General features: G+C 72.1%; 22 protein-coding genes. 17 read left to right on the forward strand and 5 right to left on the reverse strand.

The window, feature by feature from the left end; translation table 11 throughout:
- Positions 1-8: 8 nt before the first annotated feature.
- The 3 genes from fabG (at position 9) to TNCT1_RS28820 (ending at position 2038) form a co-directional block, all read left to right on the forward strand.
- Positions 9-713, forward strand: a complete 705-nt coding sequence (fabG, locus tag TNCT1_RS28810) for a 3-oxoacyl-[acyl-carrier-protein] reductase (RefSeq protein ID WP_143637852.1) — start codon at positions 9-11, stop codon at positions 711-713.
- A gap of 5 nt (positions 714-718) precedes the next feature.
- A complete protein-coding gene (gene fabI, locus TNCT1_RS28815) occupies positions 719-1486 on the forward strand; it encodes an enoyl-ACP reductase FabI (protein WP_143637854.1) in 768 nt (255 codons plus the stop codon).
- Positions 1487-1687: 201 nt separating this feature from the next.
- Entirely contained in the window at positions 1688-2038 is a 351-nt protein-coding gene (locus tag TNCT1_RS28820) for a hypothetical protein (RefSeq protein WP_143637856.1), read from the forward strand.
- Here TNCT1_RS28820 and TNCT1_RS28825 read toward each other — a convergent pair.
- Complete coding sequence (locus TNCT1_RS28825) at positions 2016-2708, reverse strand: FadR/GntR family transcriptional regulator (RefSeq protein ID WP_143637858.1); 693 nt, start codon at positions 2706-2708, stop codon at positions 2016-2018. The genes TNCT1_RS28820 and TNCT1_RS28825 overlap by 23 nt on opposite strands.
- A gap of 124 nt (positions 2709-2832) precedes the next feature.
- Between TNCT1_RS28825 and TNCT1_RS28830 the strand changes: the two genes are divergently transcribed.
- From TNCT1_RS28830 to TNCT1_RS28845, 4 genes are all read left to right on the forward strand, one after another.
- Complete coding sequence (locus TNCT1_RS28830) at positions 2833-4107, forward strand: CynX/NimT family MFS transporter (protein WP_143637954.1); 1275 nt, start codon at positions 2833-2835, stop codon at positions 4105-4107.
- Between the two features lie 78 nt (positions 4108-4185).
- Entirely contained in the window at positions 4186-4305 is a 120-nt protein-coding gene (locus tag TNCT1_RS36730) for an SGM_5486 family transporter-associated protein (RefSeq protein WP_143637860.1), read from the forward strand.
- Positions 4306-4470: 165 nt separating this feature from the next.
- Positions 4471-4677: a hypothetical protein gene (locus TNCT1_RS28840; protein ID WP_143637862.1), complete on the forward strand. Its 207-nt coding sequence runs from the start codon at positions 4471-4473 to the stop codon at positions 4675-4677.
- Positions 4678-4755: 78 nt separating this feature from the next.
- A complete protein-coding gene (locus TNCT1_RS28845; RefSeq protein ID WP_143637864.1) occupies positions 4756-5274 on the forward strand; it encodes a histidine phosphatase family protein in 519 nt (172 codons plus the stop codon).
- Between the two features lie 109 nt (positions 5275-5383).
- Here the strand turns inward: TNCT1_RS28845 and serB are convergent, their stop codons facing one another.
- Both serB and TNCT1_RS28855 read right to left on the reverse strand, forming a co-directional pair.
- On the reverse strand, positions 5384-6592 hold the full coding sequence (gene serB / locus TNCT1_RS28850; protein ID WP_143637866.1) for a phosphoserine phosphatase SerB: 1209 nt from the start codon (positions 6590-6592) through the stop codon (positions 5384-5386).
- 133 nt (positions 6593-6725) lie between these two features.
- Positions 6726-8576 (reverse strand): streptophobe family protein, encoded by a 1851-nt coding sequence (locus tag TNCT1_RS28855; protein ID WP_143637868.1) that lies wholly within the window; start codon positions 8574-8576, stop codon positions 6726-6728.
- Positions 8577-8817: 241 nt separating this feature from the next.
- Here TNCT1_RS28855 and TNCT1_RS28860 point away from each other — a divergent pair, with 241 nt between their 5' ends.
- Positions 8818-11391 (forward strand): FHA domain-containing protein, encoded by a 2574-nt coding sequence (locus tag TNCT1_RS28860; RefSeq protein ID WP_143637870.1) that lies wholly within the window; start codon positions 8818-8820, stop codon positions 11389-11391.
- Positions 11392-11611: 220 nt separating this feature from the next.
- On the opposite strand, the gene TNCT1_RS28865 is transcribed toward TNCT1_RS28860, so the two are convergent.
- Positions 11612-12349: a GntR family transcriptional regulator gene (locus tag TNCT1_RS28865; protein WP_143637872.1), complete on the reverse strand. Its 738-nt coding sequence runs from the start codon at positions 12347-12349 to the stop codon at positions 11612-11614.
- A 215-nt stretch (positions 12350-12564) separates the two neighbouring features.
- On the opposite strand from TNCT1_RS28865, the gene TNCT1_RS28870 reads away from it, so the two are divergent.
- From TNCT1_RS28870 to TNCT1_RS28915, 9 genes are all read left to right on the forward strand, one after another.
- A complete protein-coding gene (locus TNCT1_RS28870; RefSeq protein WP_160160434.1) occupies positions 12565-12792 on the forward strand; it encodes a helix-turn-helix domain-containing protein in 228 nt (75 codons plus the stop codon).
- Positions 12789-13133, forward strand: a complete 345-nt coding sequence (locus tag TNCT1_RS28875; protein ID WP_143637876.1) for a hypothetical protein — start codon at positions 12789-12791, stop codon at positions 13131-13133. The genes TNCT1_RS28870 and TNCT1_RS28875 overlap by 4 nt, the downstream gene beginning before the upstream one ends.
- A 115-nt stretch (positions 13134-13248) precedes the next feature.
- Positions 13249-13680, forward strand: coding sequence for a hypothetical protein (locus tag TNCT1_RS28880; RefSeq protein ID WP_143637878.1), 432 nt, complete (start codon positions 13249-13251; stop codon positions 13678-13680).
- Positions 13681-13956: 276 nt separating this feature from the next.
- A complete protein-coding gene (locus TNCT1_RS28890) occupies positions 13957-14142 on the forward strand; it encodes a hypothetical protein (protein WP_143637881.1) in 186 nt (61 codons plus the stop codon).
- 58 nt (positions 14143-14200) lie between these two features.
- Positions 14201-15136 carry a hypothetical protein gene (locus tag TNCT1_RS28895; protein ID WP_143637883.1) on the forward strand — a complete coding sequence of 312 codons (936 nt, stop codon included), beginning with the start codon at positions 14201-14203 and terminating at the stop codon, positions 15134-15136.
- A complete protein-coding gene (locus tag TNCT1_RS28900) occupies positions 15133-15441 on the forward strand; it encodes a hypothetical protein (RefSeq protein ID WP_143637885.1) in 309 nt (102 codons plus the stop codon). Before TNCT1_RS28895 ends, TNCT1_RS28900 begins: the two co-directional genes overlap by 4 nt.
- Before the next feature lie 2 nt (positions 15442-15443).
- Complete coding sequence (locus tag TNCT1_RS28905) at positions 15444-15635, forward strand: hypothetical protein (protein WP_143637887.1); 192 nt, start codon at positions 15444-15446, stop codon at positions 15633-15635.
- A gap of 3 nt (positions 15636-15638) precedes the next feature.
- Positions 15639-15824 carry a hypothetical protein gene (locus TNCT1_RS28910; protein WP_143637889.1) on the forward strand — a complete coding sequence of 62 codons (186 nt, stop codon included), beginning with the start codon at positions 15639-15641 and terminating at the stop codon, positions 15822-15824.
- A gap of 88 nt (positions 15825-15912) precedes the next feature.
- Entirely contained in the window at positions 15913-18051 is a 2139-nt protein-coding gene (locus TNCT1_RS28915) for a zonular occludens toxin domain-containing protein (RefSeq protein ID WP_143637892.1), read from the forward strand.
- Positions 18052-18209: 158 nt separating this feature from the next.
- Here the strand turns inward: TNCT1_RS28915 and TNCT1_RS28920 are convergent, their stop codons facing one another.
- Positions 18210-18668 carry a helix-turn-helix domain-containing protein gene (locus TNCT1_RS28920; protein ID WP_160160435.1) on the reverse strand — a complete coding sequence of 153 codons (459 nt, stop codon included), beginning with the start codon at positions 18666-18668 and terminating at the stop codon, positions 18210-18212.
- Between the last annotated feature and the right edge of the window lie 74 nt (positions 18669-18742).

Genomic DNA, 18742 nt, shown 5'->3' on the forward strand with positions numbered 1-18742 from the left:
GTGATCCGTTGAGCCGCTCGGTTCTCGTCACCGGAGGCAACCGGGGCATCGGCCTCGCCATCGCCCGCGCTTTCGCCGACACCGGCGACAAGGTCGCGATCACGTACCGCTCGGGTGAGCCGCCGGCCGGCTTCCTCGCCGTCAAGTGCGACATCACCGACCCCGAGCAGGTGGAGCAGGCCTACAAGGAGATCGAGGAGCAGCACGGTCCCGTCGAGGTCCTCGTCGCCAACGCCGGCGTCACCCGGGACCAGCTCCTGATGCGCATGTCCGAGGAGGACTTCACCTCGGTCATCGACACCAACCTCACCGGCACCTTCCGCGTCGTCAAGCGCGCCAACCGCGGCATGCTGCGGGCCCGCAAGGGCCGCGTCGTGCTGATCTCCTCGGTGGTCGGCCTGCTCGGCTCGGCGGGGCAGGCGAACTACGCCGCCTCCAAGGCCGGCCTCGTCGGCTTCGCGCGCTCCCTCGCCCGTGAGCTGGGCTCGCGCAACACCACCTTCAACGTCGTCGCGCCCGGCTTCGTCGACACCGACATGACCAAGGTGCTCACCGACGAGCAGCGCAAGGACATCGTGTCCCAGGTGCCGCTCGGCCGCTACGCGCAGCCGGAGGAGATCGCCGCGGCGGTGCGGTTCCTCGCCTCGGACGACGCCTCGTACATCACTGGAGCCGTCATCCCCGTTGACGGCGGACTGGGAATGGGTCACTGATCAACATGAGCGGAATTCTCGAGGGCAAGCGCATCCTGATCACGGGTGTGCTGACGGAGGCCTCCATCGCCTTCCACGCAGCGAAGCTGGCCCAGGAGCAGGGCGCCGAGGTCATCCTGACCGCCTTCCCGCGGCCCACGCTGACCGAGCGCATCGCGAAGAAGCTGCCGAAGCCCGCGAAGGTCATCGAGCTGGACGTCACCAACGACGAGCACCTCGGGCGGCTGGCCGACCTCGTCGGCGAGGAGCTGGGCGGCCTGGACGGCGTCGTGCACTCCATCGGCTTCGCGCCGCAGGACGCGCTCGGCGGCAACTTCCTCAACACGCCGTTCGAGTCGGTCTCCACCGCCATGCACGTCTCGGCGTTCTCCCTGAAGGCGCTGACCATGGCCTGCCTGCCGCTGATGCAGAACGGCGGCTCGGTCGTCGGCCTCACCTTCGACGCGCAGTTCGCCTGGCCGCAGTACGACTGGATGGGCCCGGCCAAGGCCGCGCTGGAGGCCACCAGCCGCTACATCGCCCGCGACCTGGGCAAGCAGAACATCCGCTGCAACCTCATCTCCGCGGGCCCGCTCGGCTCCATGGCCGCCAAGTCCATCCCGGGCTTCAGCGACCTCGCCGCCGTGTGGGACACCCGCTCCCCGCTGGAGTGGGACCTCAAGGACCCCGAGCCGGCCGGCCGCGGCATCGTCGCCCTGCTGAGCGACTGGTTCCCGAAGACCACCGGCGAGATCGTCCACGTGGACGGCGGCCTGCACGCCATCGGCGCCTGAGCCGCGCACGGCACACGGTGACCCGCGTACCGCGCGGGTGAGCCCCGTACGCCCGACGCCCCGTTCCCCGCAGCGCGCGGGGAGCGGGGCGTCACTCGTGCGGCGTAACCGGCCGGGCGGTCCGGGGAGCCGGCGGCGCACCCTGGAGGCAGCGTCACCACCCCGCGCATCCCTCCGCAGCCTGGCCGAGGAGGTCCCCTTGTGCGCCTGTCCCGCAGCCTGGCCCCGGTGACCGTGGCCGCGGCGCTCGTGCTCTGTCTGCCGTACGCCACGCTCTGCCACGCGCGCGGGAGCGACGGCAAGCCGCCCGCGCCCGAGCTGTTCGGCGCCGCCTGCCGCACGGCCGTCACCGGCTCGCGCGTCGTCGCCTACTGCCACAACCCCTACGTCGACACCGACCGCGTGCGCCTCCACATCGAGTGCGCCCGCTGGTGGGACATCGACACCGACAGCGCGCCCGTGAACACCGACGCGGCCCTGACGGTGCGGCTGACCGGCCGCTGCTGGAAGGAGGTCCGCTCGGTGTGGATCAGCCACCAGAAGGCGCGCTGAACCTGCCCGGGCGGCACAGGAACGGATAGCTCGCGGCCTCCTCGGCGGCCGCCGCCGCGTCACCGGCGCGGATCGCGTCCACCAGACGGGCGTGGTCCATGTGCGTCTCGGGGGTCAGGCCGCCGCCGACGTCGGCGCGCAGCCAGTCCCGCAGCACCTCGCCGAGGTCGGCGTACATCGCCGTCATGACGTCGTTGTGGGAGGCCGCCACCACCGCCAGGTGGAACGTCGCGTCGGCCGCCACGAAGGCCTCCGCCTCGCCGGACTCCCAGGCCTCCTCGCGCCGCACCAGCAGCGCGTCGAGCTGCTTGAGGTCCTTCTCGGTGCGCCGCCCGGCGGCCAGCCGCGCCGCCGCGGACTCCAGCGTCGAGCGCAGCTCCGCGATGTGCCGCGGGTCGGCCCCTGCGAAACGGCGGTGCATCACGCCGGCCAGCTCGCTCGTCGCCGCGACATACGTGCCCGAGCCCTGCCGGATGTCCAGCAGACCGTTGTGCGCGAGCGCCCGCACGGCCTCGCGGACGGTGTTGCGGGCGACGCCGAGCTGCTCCACCAGTTCGGGCTCGGTCGGGATGCGCGAACCCACCGGCCACTCGCCGGAGGCGATCTGCGCCCGCAGCTCCGCGATGACCTGCTCGGAGAGCGCCGAACGGCGCGGGTGGCTCAGAGGCATGGCACACCTTCGCACGTGGTCCCGGGACTGCGCCGCCGGGGGAGTGGACAACCAATCATCCCATGATTCTATGATGTGCGGCATGGCCAGTGAGGAAACGCGGATCGCGGACACCCGTACGGAGATGCCTTCGACCGGACGCGGCACGAGCACACCGCCGGGCACCCGGGCGGTCCCGCCCGCGCGTGCCTGGGCGACCCGTCTCGTCGTCGCCGGCATCGTGCTGTCCGCGCTCAACCTCCGCCCCGCCATCACCAGCCTCGGCGCGCTGCTGGAGGAGGTCCGCGACGGACTCGGCATGAGCGGCAGCGTGGCCGGACTGCTCACCTCCGTGCCCCCGCTCTGCTTCGCCGTCTTCGGCGTCACCGCGCCCAGGCTGGCCCGCCGCTTCGGGCCGGCCGCCGTGGTGTGCGCCGGCATGGCAGCCATCACCGCGGGCCTGCTGATACGCCCGTACGCCGGCGGGACGGCCGGCTTCCTCGCCGCCAGCGCGCTCGCCCTGATGGGCATCGCCGTCAGCAACGTGCTGATGCCGGTCATCGTCAAGCGCTGGTTCCCCGACCGGGTCGGCTCCATGACCGGGCTGTACTCGATGGCCCTCGCCCTCGGCACCTCCGTCGCCGCCGCGGTCACCGTGCCCATGACCGGCGCGCTGGGCGGCGGCTGGCAGCCCGGCCTCGCCGTGTGGGCGGCTCTCGCGGCCGCCGCCGTACTGCCCTGGCTGCCGCTGGTGCGCCGGCGGGACGAGCCCCCCGTCCAGGAGCCGGTGCGCACGACGCCGGACGGCCGGGAGGCGCACCCGCTGCGCATCACCCGCAGCCGCACCGCATGGGCGCTCGCGGTCTTCTTCGGGCTCCAGGCCACCGCCGCGTACATCACGATGGGCTGGATGGCGCAGATCTTCCGGGACTCCGGCGTCCCGGCTGGCACCGCCGGCCTGCTCCTCGCCGTCACCATGGTGATGGGCGTCCCCCTGGCCTTCGTGATCCCGCGGCTCGCCACCCGGCTGCCCCACCAGGGCCCGATCGTGCTGGCCCTGGGCGTGTGCGGCCTCGCCGGATACGCCGGCCTCTACCTGGCGCCGGCCGCCGGCGCCTGGGCCTGGGCCGTGCTGCTCGGCATCGCCAACTGCGCCTTCCCGCTCGCGCTGACCATGGTCGGCATGCGGGCCAGGACCGGCGCCGGCGTGGCCCAGCTCTCCGCGTTCGCGCAGAGCACCGGCTATCTCATCTCCATCCCCGGCCCGCTGCTGGTCGGCGTGCTCTACCAGCACAGCGGCGGCTGGGGACTGCCGATCGCCCTGATGGCGGGCCTGATGGTGCCCCAGATGGTGGTCGGTTTCGTCGCGGGCCGCGACCGCACGGTGGAGGACGAGGCGGGAGAGGCCCAGCGCCAGTAGCCCACCAGGCGCCCGGCGCGCGACGCCCGGCGGCACCCCGGACGCTCCGTCCCGGACGAAGGGTGTCAGACTGGGCGCATGCAGCCTGTGCTCGACCCGAATCCCAAGAACGGCCAGAAGAAGCTGCTGCTCGTCTTCGGCTCGTTCCTCGCCATCTTCGTGATCATCGGCGTCATCGCGACGATCGCCTCACCCTGACCCGGCCCGCCCCGATGGTGGGGCTGCCCCCACCATCCCCTAGGGGGGCAGGGTCAGGGTCGAATGGGTGGGTCACCGGATGGGCCGGCGGCCTGGGACTCCGTACCTTCGAGACATGACCGCGGCAGGCGGCCAGGAACACTCGAGGACCTTACGGAGGCGACCATGCCGGTCCGTACGCACACCCGGACCCACACCGGCCCCGCGGGCGGCGTCGACATCCGGCTGCCCTGGTGGGCGCTCCTCCTGCCCGCCCTCGCCTTCGCCGTGCTACTGGCGCTGATACTCAACCCCTCCGAGGCCCACGCGGCGAGCGGCGACCCGGCGGTCGCCCAGCTCCTCGAACGCGCGCAGCGGCTCCTCGCCCGCTGACCCGGAGCCTCCGCCCGTGGCGAATCCCCATGTCAACTCCCTGCGCCGGGTGGCTTGTTTCATGCGAAGCTGGATCTCATGAGCGTCGCAGAACCTCGCAGGATCGTCATTTTCCGGCATGCGAAAGCCGACTGGCCGCAGGTGTCCGACCACGAACGCCCTCTCGCCGAGCGGGGTCGCATGGACGCCGCGGTCGCGGGACGCAAGCTGGCCGACACCGGTTACACGTTCGACCTCGCCCTGTGCTCCACGGCCGTCCGGACCCGTGAGACCTGGAAGCTCGCCGTCCACGAACTCGCGCACCGGCCGAAGACCGTCTATGAGGAGCGGGTCTACGAGGCGTCTCCCGGCGAGTTGATCGCCGTGCTGAACGAGGTACCGGACGACGCGCAGAACGTGATCCTGATCGGCCACAACCCGGGTGTGCACGGCCTGGCCGAGGTGCTGGCCGGCGAGTCCGGGGGCGACGCCCGCCAGCGGATGAAGCGGCGCGGCTTCCCGGCCGCCGCCTTCGTGGTGCTGACCTTCGACGGCGGCTGGAAGAGCCTGGAGCCGGGCGTGGCCACGCCGGTGGACTACTGGGCGCCCTCCGAGTGACGGCGGACGACGGCAGGGCCCGGCACCGCCACGGCGCCGGGCCCTCCGCGCGTCCGGGCCGCCCTCCCGCCCGAGCCGTCCCGGCCGCGGGCGGTTCCCGGCCGGCGGTTCAGTCCTCGTCGTGCGTGTCGGCCGCCTCGACCTCTTCGCGGGTGACGCCCAGCAGGTAGAGCACGGTGTCGAGGAACGGGAAGTTCACCGCCGTGTGCGCGGCCTCGCGGACCACCGGCTTGGCGTTGAAGGCGACGCCCAGCCCGGCCGCGTTCAGCATGTCCAGGTCGTTGGCGCCGTCGCCGATCGCCACCGTCTGCGCCAGCGGCACCCCGGCCTCGGCGGCGAACCGGCGCAGCAGCCGCGCCTTGCCCGCCCGGTCCACGATCTCCCCGGTGACCCGCCCGGTGAGCTTGCCGTCGACGATCTCCAGCGTGTTGGCCTGGGCGAAGTCCAGCCCCAGCCGCTCCTTGAGGTCGTCCGTGACCTGCGTGAAGCCGCCGGAGACGACACCGACCTGGTAGCCGAGCCGCTTCAGGGTGCGGATGAGCGTGCGGGCGCCGGGCGTCAGGCGCACCTCGTCGCGCACCTTCTCCACGACCGAGGCGTCCAGCCCCTCCAGCAGCGCCACCCGCGCGTGCAGCGACTGCTCGAAGTCCAGCTCCCCGCGCATCGCCGCCGCCGTGACCTCGGCGACCTTGTCCTCGCAGCCCGCGTGCGCGGCGAACAGCTCGATGACCTCGTCCTGGATGAGGGTGGAGTCCACGTCCATGACCACCAGGCGCTGCGCCCGCCGGTGCAGGCCGGCCGAGACCACGGCGACATCGACACCCAGTGCCGCCGCGTCCTGGGCCAGGGCCGTGCGCAGCGGTTCGGTCTCCACTCCGGAGACGGCGAACTCCACCGCTGTCACGGGGTACTTGGCGAGCCGGAAGATACGGTCGATGTTGCCGCCGGTCTTCGCGATGCGGGCGGCGATGGCCGCCGTCGACTCCGCCGTGAGCGGATGACCGAGCACGGTCACCAGGGAGCGCCCGAGCCCGCGGGGCCGGTTGTCGCCGTGCCCGGAGATGATCTCCGCCTGCATCTTCATCGACTCGGCCCAGCTGTGCACGGTGGCCCGCAGATCGCCTTCGAGACCGGCCGGCGGCTGGGTGACCAGCGCACACAGCACCAGGCGGCCCCGGGTGACGACCTGCTCGATGTCGACCACGTCGACGAGGAAGGCGGCAAGGGTGTCGAAGAGGCCGGCCGTGATGCCCGGCCTGTCCTTGCCGAAGATCTTGACGAGGAGAGTGGGGACCTCGGGAGTCTGCGAAGCGCTCATGGTGTCACCACCGTATCCGGCACCCAGTGCCTTCCGCCCGTGCGGTCCGCCTGACGGACACGGAACAACAGGTGTCCGGTGGGTGTACCGCACCTTGCCCGGTGCTGTCCCCGCACTCATACCCGTCCGCGGGTCACCTACCGGACCCCGGACGCGGTGGCGGAGGTGGTGGCGGCGGTGGCGGGCCGTCGTCCGGGGTGTCCGGCGAGCGGTCGCGCGCGGGCCGCGCCGGGCGGCCCCGCGGCGGGGGCGGAGCCAGCCGGCGGGAGATCGTCGGCGCGCCGTACACGTCGTCCACGGCCGGGGCCGGCCGCGCGTCCTCGGGCTCCGCCCGCACCTCCCGCGGCAGCCGGAGATAGGGGTTCGTGCCCGGATTCGGCGGCCGGTACGGCCTGCCCGGCGAGTAGGGCCCGGCGCCACCGCCAGGTCCGGCCTCCCCGAAGCCGTCGCCCACCCGGCCCCCGGGCCCGCCACCGGGCGCGGTCCGCCCGGGACCGTCCCCGGCCCGGGGCCACCCGGCCCCGCGGGCTCCGCCCTCGAACCCGCCCCCGTACTCCGCCGCCTCGCCGCCGCCCGCCGCGACCGTCCCGTGGTCCCGTGCGCGTGCCGGGCGGGCCATCCGGGTCCCCGCCGCGCCCAGCGCCCGGGCGAGCAGGGCTCCCGCCGCGCCGGCGCCCGCACCCCACACGGCGCCCAGCAGCAGCGCCGTGCCCAGCCGGCCGTGCAGTTCGAGGCCCGCGCCGAACGCGTCGAAGCCCAGCACGGACAGCGAGGCGTCCACCGAGACGTCCGTAAGCCAGGCGAGGAACGGCAGGGCGAGCGCGGTCGCGACCCCGAGCCGCAGGGCGCACCGCCCCGCGAAGCCCGCCGTGCCCGTCCCGCCGGGCACCGGTGTGCGCACCGCCGTCAGCACCCCCGCCAGCAGCATCGCCGCGCCGGCCGCCACCGCGAGCAGCCACACCCGGCCGTCCAGCCCGGCCAGCCGGCCCACGGTGACCGGCTGGTCCGGCGCCGCGCCCAGCAGCTGGTTCAGCGGGTGCGGGAGCACACCGGCCAGGGCGCCGGTGGCCCTGCCGTCCCAGGGGACGAAGAGCCCGAGCGGTACGCCGAGCCACACCCCGTTGGGCGCGCCGAGCAGGGCGGCGCCGGCGACCCGCCCGGGGTGGTCGTCGCCGGCCGTCGCGTACGCGGCAGCGGCGAGCCCGGCGGCCACGGCCACCAGCAGCACGGTGACGAGCGCCGAGACGGCCGGCCGTACCACCCGGTGCACGGCGTCCCAGCCGGGCGGCAGGGGAGTGCGGCGGGAGGCCAGCAGCGAGATCAGCAGGACGCCGACGCACCAGCCGAGCCCGCCGAGGAGGGTGGGCGCGGTGTCCACGGAGAAGCCGACGGCCGCCTTGGCGTGGACCAGGTCGCCGACCCGGTCCGGGAGGAGGCCGCCGAGGCCGCCCAGGTCACCGAGGCCGGGAAGGCCGGCGCCGCCCCCGCCGGACGGCCCGCCGAGGCCGAGCGAGCCGCCGTCGACGGTGACGACGTCGTGCCCCGCCCAGGCGAGCCCGGCCAGCATCGCCAGGAAGAGGGCGGCCACCGTGCCCGCGCGCGCGAGGAGTTCGGACGGCGCGATCACAACTCCCGCCGCGCGCAGGGACCGCAGGAAGAACCACGCGAGCAGCAGGGCGCCGGCCAGGCTCACGCCCAGTGGCGTGATCTCGACGGCGGTGTGCGCCTCACCGCCCTTCAGCCCGAAGGCGGACACGTCCGCGGACGGGGAGACCGAACCACCCGCCCCCAGCGCCACTACGGCCGCGGTCATCGGGCCCAGTGAGCCCGCCGCGTCCGCCTTGAGCAGGTGCAGTCCCAAGGCCGCCGTGGCCGTCATCCCCACCGACGCCCAGCTCACCGCGGCGACCGCGGACAGCAGGATGTCCGCCCACGGCAGCGGCGCACCCGGCCGCTCGGTCCCGGCACCCGTGGCAGCGCTCATGGCAGACCCCCCGATCCGCGGCGCGGCACCGCTGCCGCGCTTGTCCCCCTCGCGGGGGATTACCACTCTCCGGCCGGGTTTCAACCCCGTCAACGGGGCGAGTTGAAGCGTGTGCCGGCGTGCTGCGCAAGGCCCGGCTTTCGGTCACGGGTCCCAGCCTGGAATAGTTCCCCACGATGTTCGACATCCCTAGACTCCCTGTGATGGGGGAAATTCGGGGGACAACTCAGTGGGGCATGGAGTGCCGGAACTCGTACTGGAAACAAACGGACGGACCTGGACGCTCGAGCCGTCCAGGTCCTACACCCTCGGCCGCGATCCGCAGGGTGACATCGTCTTCGACGACGCCAGGGTCTCCTGGCGTCACGCCACGGTCAGCTTCACCGGCCGCAGTTGGGTCATCGAGGACCACGGCAGCACCAACGGCACGTTCGTGCAGGGTCAGCGGGTCCAGCACGTGGAACTCGGCCCGGGCTCGGCGGTGTTCCTCGGCAACGCGACCGACGGGCCGCGGCTGAACCTCTCCGGCGCCCCGGCCGAGGCCGCCCAGCCGCAGCAGCAGGCGCAGTCCGCGCCGTACGCGGCTCAGGGCGCGGGACCCGGCTGGGCGCAGCCGCAGGCCCCCCAGCAGGGGATCCCGCAGCAGGCCGCCGCGCACCAGCAGGCGCCGCGGGCCGACTGGCAGCAGTCTCAGCAGCGGCCGGCGTTCCCGCAGCAGCAGGGCGGTCCGGCCGAGAACCCGGTGCAGAAGACGCCCGGCGGCGCGGCGGGGGCGCCACCGGTCTACGGCGACCGCAGCCCGACCACGTTCCACCAGTTCGCCGTCGGCCGCGTGATGCGCATCGGCCGTGCCCTGGAGAACGAGCTGGTCGTCTCCGACCTCCAGGTGTCCCGGCACCACGCCGAGTTCCACTCGACGCCCGACGGCCGCTTCGAGATCCGCGACCTGGGCTCGCACAACGGCACCTACGTGAACGGCCAGCCGATCGCCAAGGGCGGTTCGGCGCTGCTCGGCCCGAACGACATCGTCGGCGTCGGCCACTCCACCTTCCGCATCGTCGGCGACCGGCTCGAGGAGTTCGTCGACACCGGCGAGGTGTCCTTCTCGGCGCGCCATCTGACGGTCACGGTCGACGGCGGCAAGCAGATCCTGAAGGACGTCTCCTTCGGCGTCCCGGAGAAGTCCCTGATCGCGGTCATCGGCCCGTCCGGCTCCGGCAAGTCGACGCTGCTGAAGGCGCTCACCGGCTACCGGCCCGCCAACCAGGGCGAGGTCCTGTACGACAACCGCAACCTGTACAAGCAGTTCGCCGAGCTGCGCCAGCGCATCGGTCTGGTCCCGCAGGACGACATCCTGCACAAGGAGCTGACCGTCAAGAAGGCCCTGAAGTACGCGGCCAAGCTGCGCTTCCCGGCCGACACCACGGCCGCCGAGCGCGAGGCCCGCATCGACGAGGTGCTGCGCGAGCTCAAGCTGGACATCCACAAGGACAAGAAGGTCACCTCCCTCTCCGGCGGCCAGCGCAAGCGCGTCTCGGTCGCCCTGGAGCTGCTGACCAAGCCCTCGCTGATCTTCCTGGACGAGCCGACCTCCGGCCTCGACCCGGGCATGGACCGCGATGTGATGCAGCTCCTGCGCGGCCTCGCCGACGACGGCCGTACGGTCCTGGTGGTCACCCACTCGGTCGCCGAGCTGGCGATCTGCGACAAGCTGCTGGTGATGGCGCCGGGCGGTGCGGTCGCCTACTTCGGCCCGCCGGACGAGGCGCTGAACTTCTTCGGCTACGACAGCTGGGCCGACGTCTTCTCCGCCTTCGAGAACTACCGCGACTACGACTGGGCGGGCCGCTGGAAGGGCTCGCAGCACTACCAGATGTACGCCGCGGACATCGACGCGGTCGCCCCGCAGTCCGTACACATGCCGCCGCCGCAGGCCATCAAGCCGCCCAAGCCGCAGGGCTGGGGCTCCCAGCTTCTGACCCTGATCCGGCGCTATGTGGCGGTCATCGCGTCCGACAAGGGGTTCCTGGCGCTCACGGTGATCCTGCCGGCCGTGCTGGGCGCGGTCAGCCTGCTGATCGACTCGGACAAGGGCCTGCTGGTCAACTCGGTCAACCCGCGCACCGGTGTGCCCGTCCCGAACGGCACGGCGACCACCGTGCTGCTGATCCTCGCCGTCGGCGCGTGCTTCGCGGGCGCCGCGAACTCCGTGCGTGAGCTGATCAAGGAACGGGTCATCTACGAGCGGGAGCGCGCCACCGGCCTGTCCCGCTCGGCGTACCTGATGTCCAAGGTGGTCGTGCTGGGCGCCGTCACGGTGCTGCAGGGGCTGATGGTCGGCCTGATCGGCTTCTCCAGCCGGGAGATCCCCGGCCAGGGTCTTGTGCTCGGCGGCTCGACGCTGTTGGAGCTGTGCCTGCCGATCATGGCGCTGGGCTTCACCTCGATGATGTTCGGCCTGGTGATCTCCTCGCTGGTGAAGACCGCCGAGAAGACCATGCCGCTGCTGGTGATGTTCGCGATCATCCAGGTCGTCTTCACCGGCTGCCTCTTCACCCTGCACGGCACGCTCGGCGTGAACGAGTTCTCGTACCTGATGCCGTCCCGCTGGGCGGTGGCCGCGGCCGGCACCACGCTGGACTTCAACAAGATCGCCCCGAACACCGACGACCCGACCAGCACCGACCCGCTGTGGGACCACACGGCCTCGGCCTGGGGCCTGGACATGGCCGCGCTGCTCGTCCTCGGTGTGATCTGCGGCTTCCTCGTCGCCCGCTTCCTGCGGCGGCACGAGCCGGAGGTCATGCGCAAGTGACCGCGGGCCGCGTGGCGCGCGGCCGCACGACGCGAAGGGCGGCACCCCACCAGGGGTGCCGCCCTTCACTGCATGACCTGCCCGGTTCTGTCAAATACCGCCGTGACCTGCGGGAATAGCGTTCGCTGACGTTGACTGGTGTCGGGTGTGTTCGGAAACGTTGTGCCCTCGTTGTGCCCTGAGGCATGACGGGGGCGCAGCCACGCTCCGTGTCAGGCGGTCAGTCAAGGGCGTATTCCGAGGACAGGTCCCGGCCGACGCCGAGGTAGTCGACGGCGTACTCGGTCGGCTCGCCGTCCTGGTCCCAGTAGTGGTTCGTCATGGTGAGGACGACCGTTCCCGGCTCCGCGTCGAGCAGGCCGGCGACGTCCTCGGGCACTTCGCGGAGCGCGACCGTGTCCCGGCGCCTCGATGCGCGCCGGCCGGTCCGTTCCTCGATGAGGCCGAACGTCATCTTCGGCAGCGGCTCCGTCTCCAGCAGCTCGGGTGCCTGCTCGGCCAGCTGTCCGGCGATCCATGTAGTGGAGACGGTGACGACCCCTGCGGCGTCGATGTACCGGCGTCGGCGTCGGATGACCTGGTCTCCTGCTTCGAGGCCGAGGGCGTCGGCGACTTCCTGCGTTGCAGGCTCCAGCTCGGCGCCCACGATCTCCACGCGCTCCCCGTCGCCGATGCCCGATGCGCCGGCCCGGAGCAGGGACAGGCGGTCGGCACCAGCGGTGAGCTTCTTCGGCCTGGTGACGATGGTTCCTACCCCCGGCGTGGCCGTCGCGTACCCCTCGGCCCGGAGGACGCCAGGCACGCGTGCGGCCGTGGCCCGGCTGACACCCTCGGTCGCCATGATCTGGCTTACCGACGGCACACGGTCGCCCGGCTGGAGTTCGCCGCTCTCGATGCGGGCGATGATCTGCGCCGCGATGCGTGCGTAGGGCGGCAGCGTAGAGAGATCACGAGCCATGAAAACTCCTAACTTCTAGAACGTTCTGCAATGCCTGTTGACTCTGCTGGTCTTCTAGAACATCCTAGGCGTGTACCCAATCGGCACGACAGATGCCGATCGGGACGAGTCAGGCATGACAAAAGCCCTGACGGGATGCCCGCGGTGTTCCAGCACCGCGCCCGCCAGGGCCTCGCATCCAAGAGTCGGAGTCTCAGATGCACGCTGAGCGTATCTTGCCTGCCCAGACGCAGGCACCCGCGGGCGAACCGCTCCGGGTGAAGGACGTCGCCGCCGCGCTGCGCGTCAACAACGCCACTGTCTACGCCGAGATCAAAGCGGGCCGCCTCGCGTCGTACCGCGTCGGCCAGGGCCGCGGCACCATCCGCGTCTCTCGGGCCGCCTTCACGCAGTACGTGACCGAGCGCGGCATCCCGACGAGCGAACTGGCGGTGGCACTGTGAAGACCGCCGTCAGCCTCCCCGCCATCCCGAAGCAGCCCACGGCCGCCGACATGTCGGCGCCGGCCAAGCCGTCCGTCGATCACCTGATGGACACCCCGCTGCCCCTGCTCATCAACGAGCTGGGCGTGACCCTTATCGACTCCGACATCACCGACGCCGAGTTCTTCGGCGCGGTGGTGCAGCGGAAGACTGGTGAGCTGCTACTGACGATGCCGCGCTACCGCAGCGAGCTGGAGTACGACACCGTCGCCCGCTACCTGCTCGCCCAGGCGCTCGGCGTGCCGGTGCCGGAGATGCCGGCGCCGCTCAGCACGACCCGCCTCGAGGGCGGTGCCCTCTGATGCCGCGCCGCAACGGGAACGTGAACACGACCCGGCAGCGGGTCGCCGTCGAGGAGCTGTCGAAGCGGGACGCCCGCCGGCTGGCCGCGAAGGCTCGCCGCCGGAGGTGGGCCGCATGAGCGACGAGGACGAGCGCGCCCGCCGCTTCGTGGACCGGCACTTCCCGATCGTGGCCGGGTTCCTGGCCCGCACGGTCACGCTGGACACGATGGATCACGGCCCGGTGACCTTCACCTGCCCGCCGTGGTGCATCGGCCACGGCTGGCAGATGGGCGTCGGGATCGGCCGGAACGACATCACGCACCGCTCGGTGCGGGTGAAGGCCGGCGTGGACACGGAGTCGCACGGCCTGCAGCCGCTGATGAACGCCTGGATCTCGTGGGCGCCGTTCCGCGAGATGGTCCCCATGATCTCGCTGGTGCTGGACGCCGAGGGCGACTATCAGGCCGAGGACGGCCGCCGCATCGCCGGAGCCCTGGGCGTGGCCGCATCCCGTATCGAGGCCCTGGCCACCGAGGCGATCCGGCTGCGGGGCGAGATCTCGTGACCTCCCGCTGGCCGATTCGCCGGCCGACCGAGCATGCCGCCCTGCGCGCGGTGTGCCGGTCGGCCCGGCCGATCCCCTCTGTTCCTGCCCTCATGGCCGCCCTGGTCGACGCCGTCGACCGCCGGGACCTCGAGGGCGCTTGTCTCGCGTCGCACCGCGTGGTGCGCGCCGCAAGCCCGCAGGCCGTATCCACCGACTGACCGGCTGCCCGATCCGCCCGTCTTGCACGGGCGGTGAGGGGAGCCGGGACAGTCCCAGCCCAGAGAGGAGCCCGTCATGCGAAGCAACAACCCCCAGGAGCAGATCAAGATCCACGAGCAGTCCGCAGCCCTCGCCCGTGAGGCACAGATCCAAGCGGAAGCCGCCCGCGACCACATCGCCGCCAGGCTCGCCACCGCCGACGTCGACAAGCACCTCGACGCCGCCAACGCCATCCGCGACCTGGAGAAGTGGCGCGCCTGACACCCGCTGCCTGTGGCGCCCGGCTCACCCCGGGCGCCACGTTCTGGAAGGACATGAAGTGAACCAGCTGAAGAAGGTGGCGCCGTGGGTGCTGCCGTCCATCCTGACCAGCATTGCCGTGGCGTGGGCCATCGACGCCATCGGCGGCATCCTCGCCGACCAGGCCGCCGCCCCGTTCGCGTACAGCGTCGCCGTCCTCTACGACGCCGTCTGGCTGTACGCCCTGGCGCAGGAGACCGCGCACCGCCGGCAGGGCTCCAGCGCCCGCCTGCCGAAGGCCATCGGCTGGGTGTTCCTGCCGCTGACCGTGGCCGTGCTCGGCGCCCGCGGCCTGCTCGCCGGTGACGTCCTGGCCGCCGTGGTCGGCGCGCTCATCCCGGTACTGGCCAAGGTGACGCTGATGATGGCCATCGACCGGGACCGCACCCGGATCAGCCCGCGCGCCCAGGCCGCCATCGACCGGACCCGTGCCACGACCCGTGACCGGATCGCCGTGTCCCGTGCCGTGGCCGCCGCCCGGGCCGACGAGACGAAGGCCGCGGCGGAGATCCTGAAGGGCACCCGGGAGGCGGAGGCGGACGCCGTCACCGTCACCCATGACGCGTTCGAGGCGTACTCGAACGTCATCGACCAGCACCCCCTGCCGGAGGCCGTCGCCGAGCTGCCCGGCCTGGTCTCCGACCGTGAGCTGGAGGCCCTGCTGGCAGGGGGAGTGCCGGACGGTGTTCCCGCACTTGGCACGGGGGGTGACGGCCCGCCCGGCACGGGCGGCGGCACGCCCTCGGCACAGGAGGCGAAGGCCGCCAACGACCAGGCGGTGGCCCTGCTCGCCGCCCAGCTGTACGCGACGAACCCGCCGCCGTCGAAGCGGAAGTTCCGGGAGGCCATGCGTACCGAGATGAACGCCCGGCAGCTGACCGGCTCGTGGGAGACGATCGACGCCCTGTACGACCGGGAGAAGGCTCTGGCCGGGCCGGGCGGGGGCCGGCCGTGAGCGCCCTGGAGAAGGCGGAGGCCGCCGTCGAGGAAGCACAGACGGACACCGTCGCTGTGCAGCTGGCGCTCGCCGCCGTCGAGCTCGCCAAGGTCGCTGCCGCCCAGCAGCAGGCGCCCGCGCCCGCGGCCCCGGCCAAGGAGCCGTTCGACACCCGCAAGTGGGTGACCCTCGGCGGCCTCGGCATCGCCGCCGGCCTGGTCGCCTCCCTGTTCGCCGTCGCGGTCGCCATCGGCGCCGTGTCCGTCGCCATCCTCGCCCTGGTCCTGCGCGGACTGTGGGCCGACTACCTGAAGGGGAAGTGACCATGACCCGCACCCAGCGCCTGACCATGGCGGACGCCGCCCTGCAGCGGGCCGCCGCCCTCGCCCGGGACGCCGAGACGCGCGCCCGGCACGAGGACACCCGGCACGAGGCCGCACCGCTCGCCGCCGTCGGCGCCCTGTGGGCCGACATCGCCCGCACCCACACCGCCATCGCCGACACCACGGAGGACTGACCGATGCCCGCTTCGAAGCATGACCCGCACAACCTGCGTGAGCTGGCCGCAACGGTCGTGATCGGTATCCGCGTCGCCCGCCGGCAGGAGCAGGGCAAGCCCACGGCGGCCCTCGAGCGTCGAGCCGAGCGCATCCGGGAGAAGGCGCAGGAGCGCGAGGACGCCCGCGCCAAGGGCCAGAAGAAGTAGATCCGCCACGGGGCGGCCGTCACCCAGGCAAGGATCGTCGGCCGCCCCGTGTCCCCTGATCGCCATCTAGCAACCGGAGATGACCAGCATGACCGAGACAGTCCCGGAGCGGGTAAACGGGCACGTCAGCCCGCAGGTGTCCCTGCTGAAGTTCGCCCCCGAGCAGCCGCCGGCCCCGGCCGCCGAGCCGGTGAAGGAGCCGGCCGCCCCGCGGCGCCGCCGGGTCCGTATCGACCACCTGCGCCGGGTCGTCGTCGAGACCCGCGAGAACCCCGGGTACCGGCTCGCCGTCCGCCACGGCGCCTACGTGTGGGGCGGAACCCGCATCCTCGCCCGCCGGGCCTGGGACGGCCGCACCGCCGCCCGCTACCAGCGCATGATGCGCGTCGCCGAGGCCGGCGGGAACGAAGAGCTCGTGCGTGAGTGGGAGCAGCGGCTCAGCTCCTACCGGGCCGCCCGGCAGAAGCGGCGCATGGAGATGCTGCAGATGGCCATCAACGCGCCGAAGGCCCTGCTCACGGGCACCGTGGCCGGGACGGGTGCGCTCCTGCTGCTGGGCATCCTGCTCGCCTGGAACAGCCACGACGTCCACGACGTCCTCGCCCCGATCAACACGGTCGTCGACTTCGTCGGCCTGGTCGCGTTCGTCGCCGGTGTGATCTGGGGCCCGCTGCTGTTCGCGCTGCCGTGGCTGGCCCTGCTCAGCGTGTGGGCGGTCGGCCGGCACCAGCGCACCGCACCCGTGTGGGCGCTGCCCGCCGAGCAGCAGGAACAGGGCGTGGTGCCCGACGAGAGCGCCATCATCCGCGCGCTGGGCAACCTGGGCATCGCCCCGCTGAACAAGGCCATCAAGGAAGGCTGGCAGCCGCGTTGGGTGCAGCCGTCGACCCGCTCCGGGAACGGCTGGCACACCAAGCTGCAGCTGCCGCTGGGCGTCACCGTCGAGATGGTCAACGTCAAGAAGAACGTGCTGGCCCACAACCTGCTCAGGAAGCCGGTCGAGGTGTGGCCGACCGAGCCGCCGAAGGAGCCGGGCGTTCTGGACCTGTGGGTGGCTGACCAGGGCTCCCTGTCCGGGCCTGTGCCGCCGTGGCCGCTGCTGAAGGAGGGCTCCACCGACTACTTCAAGGGCGTGCCCGTCGCCGTATCCCAGCGGGGCGAACCCATCATCGGCAAGCTGATGGCGTCCAACTGGATCGTCGGCGGCATCATGGGCTCCGGTAAGACGTCCATCGTCGTCTCCCTGCTGCTCGGCGCCATCCTGGACCCGCTGGTCGAGGCCGAGGTGTACGTGATGGCCGCGAACGTCGACTACGACCCGCTCAAGCCCCGGCTGAAGACGCTGGTCAAGGGCGACGACAAGGAGCAGCTCAAGGCCGCCCTGGACCGGCTGCGCACCCTGACGCAGGAGGTCACCGAGCGGGGCAAGCTGCTGGAGGAGCTCGGCGGCGACTCGCCGAAGCTCACCCGCGAGATGGCGCTGAAGGACGCTCGGATGCGGCCGCGGGTCGTCGTGTTCGACGAGTGCCACGAGCTGTTCATGGACAAGGACTACGGGAAAGAGGCCGCTGAGCTGGCCATTCGCGTCATGAAGAAGGCGCGGAAGGTGGGCATCACCCTTATCTGGACCACGGTGTCCCCGACCGCCGACAGCCTGCCGCGGGACGTCACCCGCAACACGTCGCACCGTGTGGCGTTCGCGGTCGGCGACCAGGTCGCCAACGACGGCCTGCTCGGCTCCGGCAAGTACAAGGCCGGCATCCGGGCGACCGAGCTGGTGCCCGGCCAGGACATCGGCACCGCCGTGACCTACGGCTTCACCGCGAAGCCGTTCGAGGTGATCCGCGCGTACTACGTCGAGCGGGACGCCGAGAAGGGCATCGACAACGTGACGCCGGTCGTCGAGCGGGCGATGGGCCTGCGGGAGGGCACCGGCCCGGTCGACGAGCCGACGTTCGAGCCGCCGGACCCGCTGGCCGACGTCGCCGCCGTCATCGGCGACGAGCCGCGGGTGCTGGTGCAGGAGGTGCTGCACCTGCTGGCCGCGAAGAACCCGGAGGTGTACCGCAGCTGGGGGCCGGCGGATCTGAAGAAGGCTCTGGAGCCGTTCGGTGCCCAGCAGTACAAGTCTGACGGCCGCATGGTCGTCGCCCGCGAGCGCGTCCAGGACGCCGTCCTTGAGCGGCTCGCCGAGGACGACGAAGAGCAGGGAGACGACGAGATCTGAGGGAGTTCTCCCTACCCGGCTCCCTGGACGGCCTCCCTGGCGGTGACCTGCGCAGATGGGAGCCCAGGGAGGCAAGGGAGGCAGCACTGAAGGGGCGCCCGGAAGCCCGGTAACGCCCCTTCCTGGTCCTACCTCTGACTCCCTCCCTGAGGGCGGAGTCAGGTTCCTGATGGCTCTGGAAACTCTGCTGAATCGAGGCGCCGCATGATCTCGTCGACTTCCTCGCCGACCGTTCGGAATAGGGACGCGCGGATCGTCTCCCGTGTGTGCGGGTGGTCGCGCAGGAAGCCGGCCAGGTCGCCGAGGGCTCGCCGGGCTGCAGCCTCCCGCATGACCCAGCGGCCCACGGCGCGGTCCGCCTCGATGTGGTCGGTGTCGACCTCCACACCCTCCAGCAGTTTGCCGGGAGTCGTCTTGAACACGGAGGCCAACGCGACCAGTTCCACGATCGAGACGGGACGCTTCCCACCCTCGATTCGTGTAATGACCAGGGCGTTCACTTCCTTGCCCAGGGCGTGCCCGAGCTGCTTCGCCAGCTCGGCCTGAGACCACTGCAGGGACTCCCGTGCCTGCTTCACCTGGGCGCCGAAGGTCGCCCCAATCTCATCAGTCTTCACGTGGTGAAGCATAGGAAGCTTCACGAACGGCGTCAACGCTGCTACCGTCAAGCCATCGCCAGGTGAAGCGAAGA

The organism is Streptomyces sp. 1-11 (genome assembly GCF_007176755.1).
Lineage (GTDB): Bacteria > Actinomycetota > Actinomycetes > Streptomycetales > Streptomycetaceae > Streptomyces.

Excerpts from the sequence above, each read along its gene's own strand:
- fabI (WP_143637854.1), top strand. The coding sequence starts at position 719 with ATGAGCGGAATTCTCGAGGGCAAGCGCATCCTGATCACGGGTGTGCTG.
- TNCT1_RS28825 (WP_143637858.1), bottom strand. The coding sequence starts at position 2,708 with ATGCCTCTGAGCCACCCGCGCCGTTCGGCGCTCTCCGAGCAGGTCATC.
- TNCT1_RS28830 (WP_143637954.1), top strand. The coding sequence starts at position 2,833 with ATGCCTTCGACCGGACGCGGCACGAGCACACCGCCGGGCACCCGGGCG.
- TNCT1_RS36730 (WP_143637860.1), top strand. The coding sequence starts at position 4,186 with ATGCAGCCTGTGCTCGACCCGAATCCCAAGAACGGCCAGAAGAAGCTG.
- TNCT1_RS28840 (WP_143637862.1), top strand. The coding sequence starts at position 4,471 with ATGCCGGTCCGTACGCACACCCGGACCCACACCGGCCCCGCGGGCGGC.
- TNCT1_RS28845 (WP_143637864.1), top strand. The coding sequence starts at position 4,756 with ATGAGCGTCGCAGAACCTCGCAGGATCGTCATTTTCCGGCATGCGAAA.
- serB (WP_143637866.1), bottom strand. The coding sequence starts at position 6,592 with ATGAGCGCTTCGCAGACTCCCGAGGTCCCCACTCTCCTCGTCAAGATC.
- TNCT1_RS28855 (WP_143637868.1), bottom strand. The coding sequence starts at position 8,576 with ATGAGCGCTGCCACGGGTGCCGGGACCGAGCGGCCGGGTGCGCCGCTG.
- TNCT1_RS28865 (WP_143637872.1), bottom strand. The coding sequence starts at position 12,349 with ATGGCTCGTGATCTCTCTACGCTGCCGCCCTACGCACGCATCGCGGCG.
- TNCT1_RS28880 (WP_143637878.1), top strand. The coding sequence starts at position 13,249 with ATGAGCGACGAGGACGAGCGCGCCCGCCGCTTCGTGGACCGGCACTTC.
- TNCT1_RS28890 (WP_143637881.1), top strand. The coding sequence starts at position 13,957 with ATGCGAAGCAACAACCCCCAGGAGCAGATCAAGATCCACGAGCAGTCC.
- TNCT1_RS28905 (WP_143637887.1), top strand. The coding sequence starts at position 15,444 with ATGACCCGCACCCAGCGCCTGACCATGGCGGACGCCGCCCTGCAGCGG.
- TNCT1_RS28910 (WP_143637889.1), top strand. The coding sequence starts at position 15,639 with ATGCCCGCTTCGAAGCATGACCCGCACAACCTGCGTGAGCTGGCCGCA.
- TNCT1_RS28915 (WP_143637892.1), top strand. The coding sequence starts at position 15,913 with ATGACCGAGACAGTCCCGGAGCGGGTAAACGGGCACGTCAGCCCGCAG.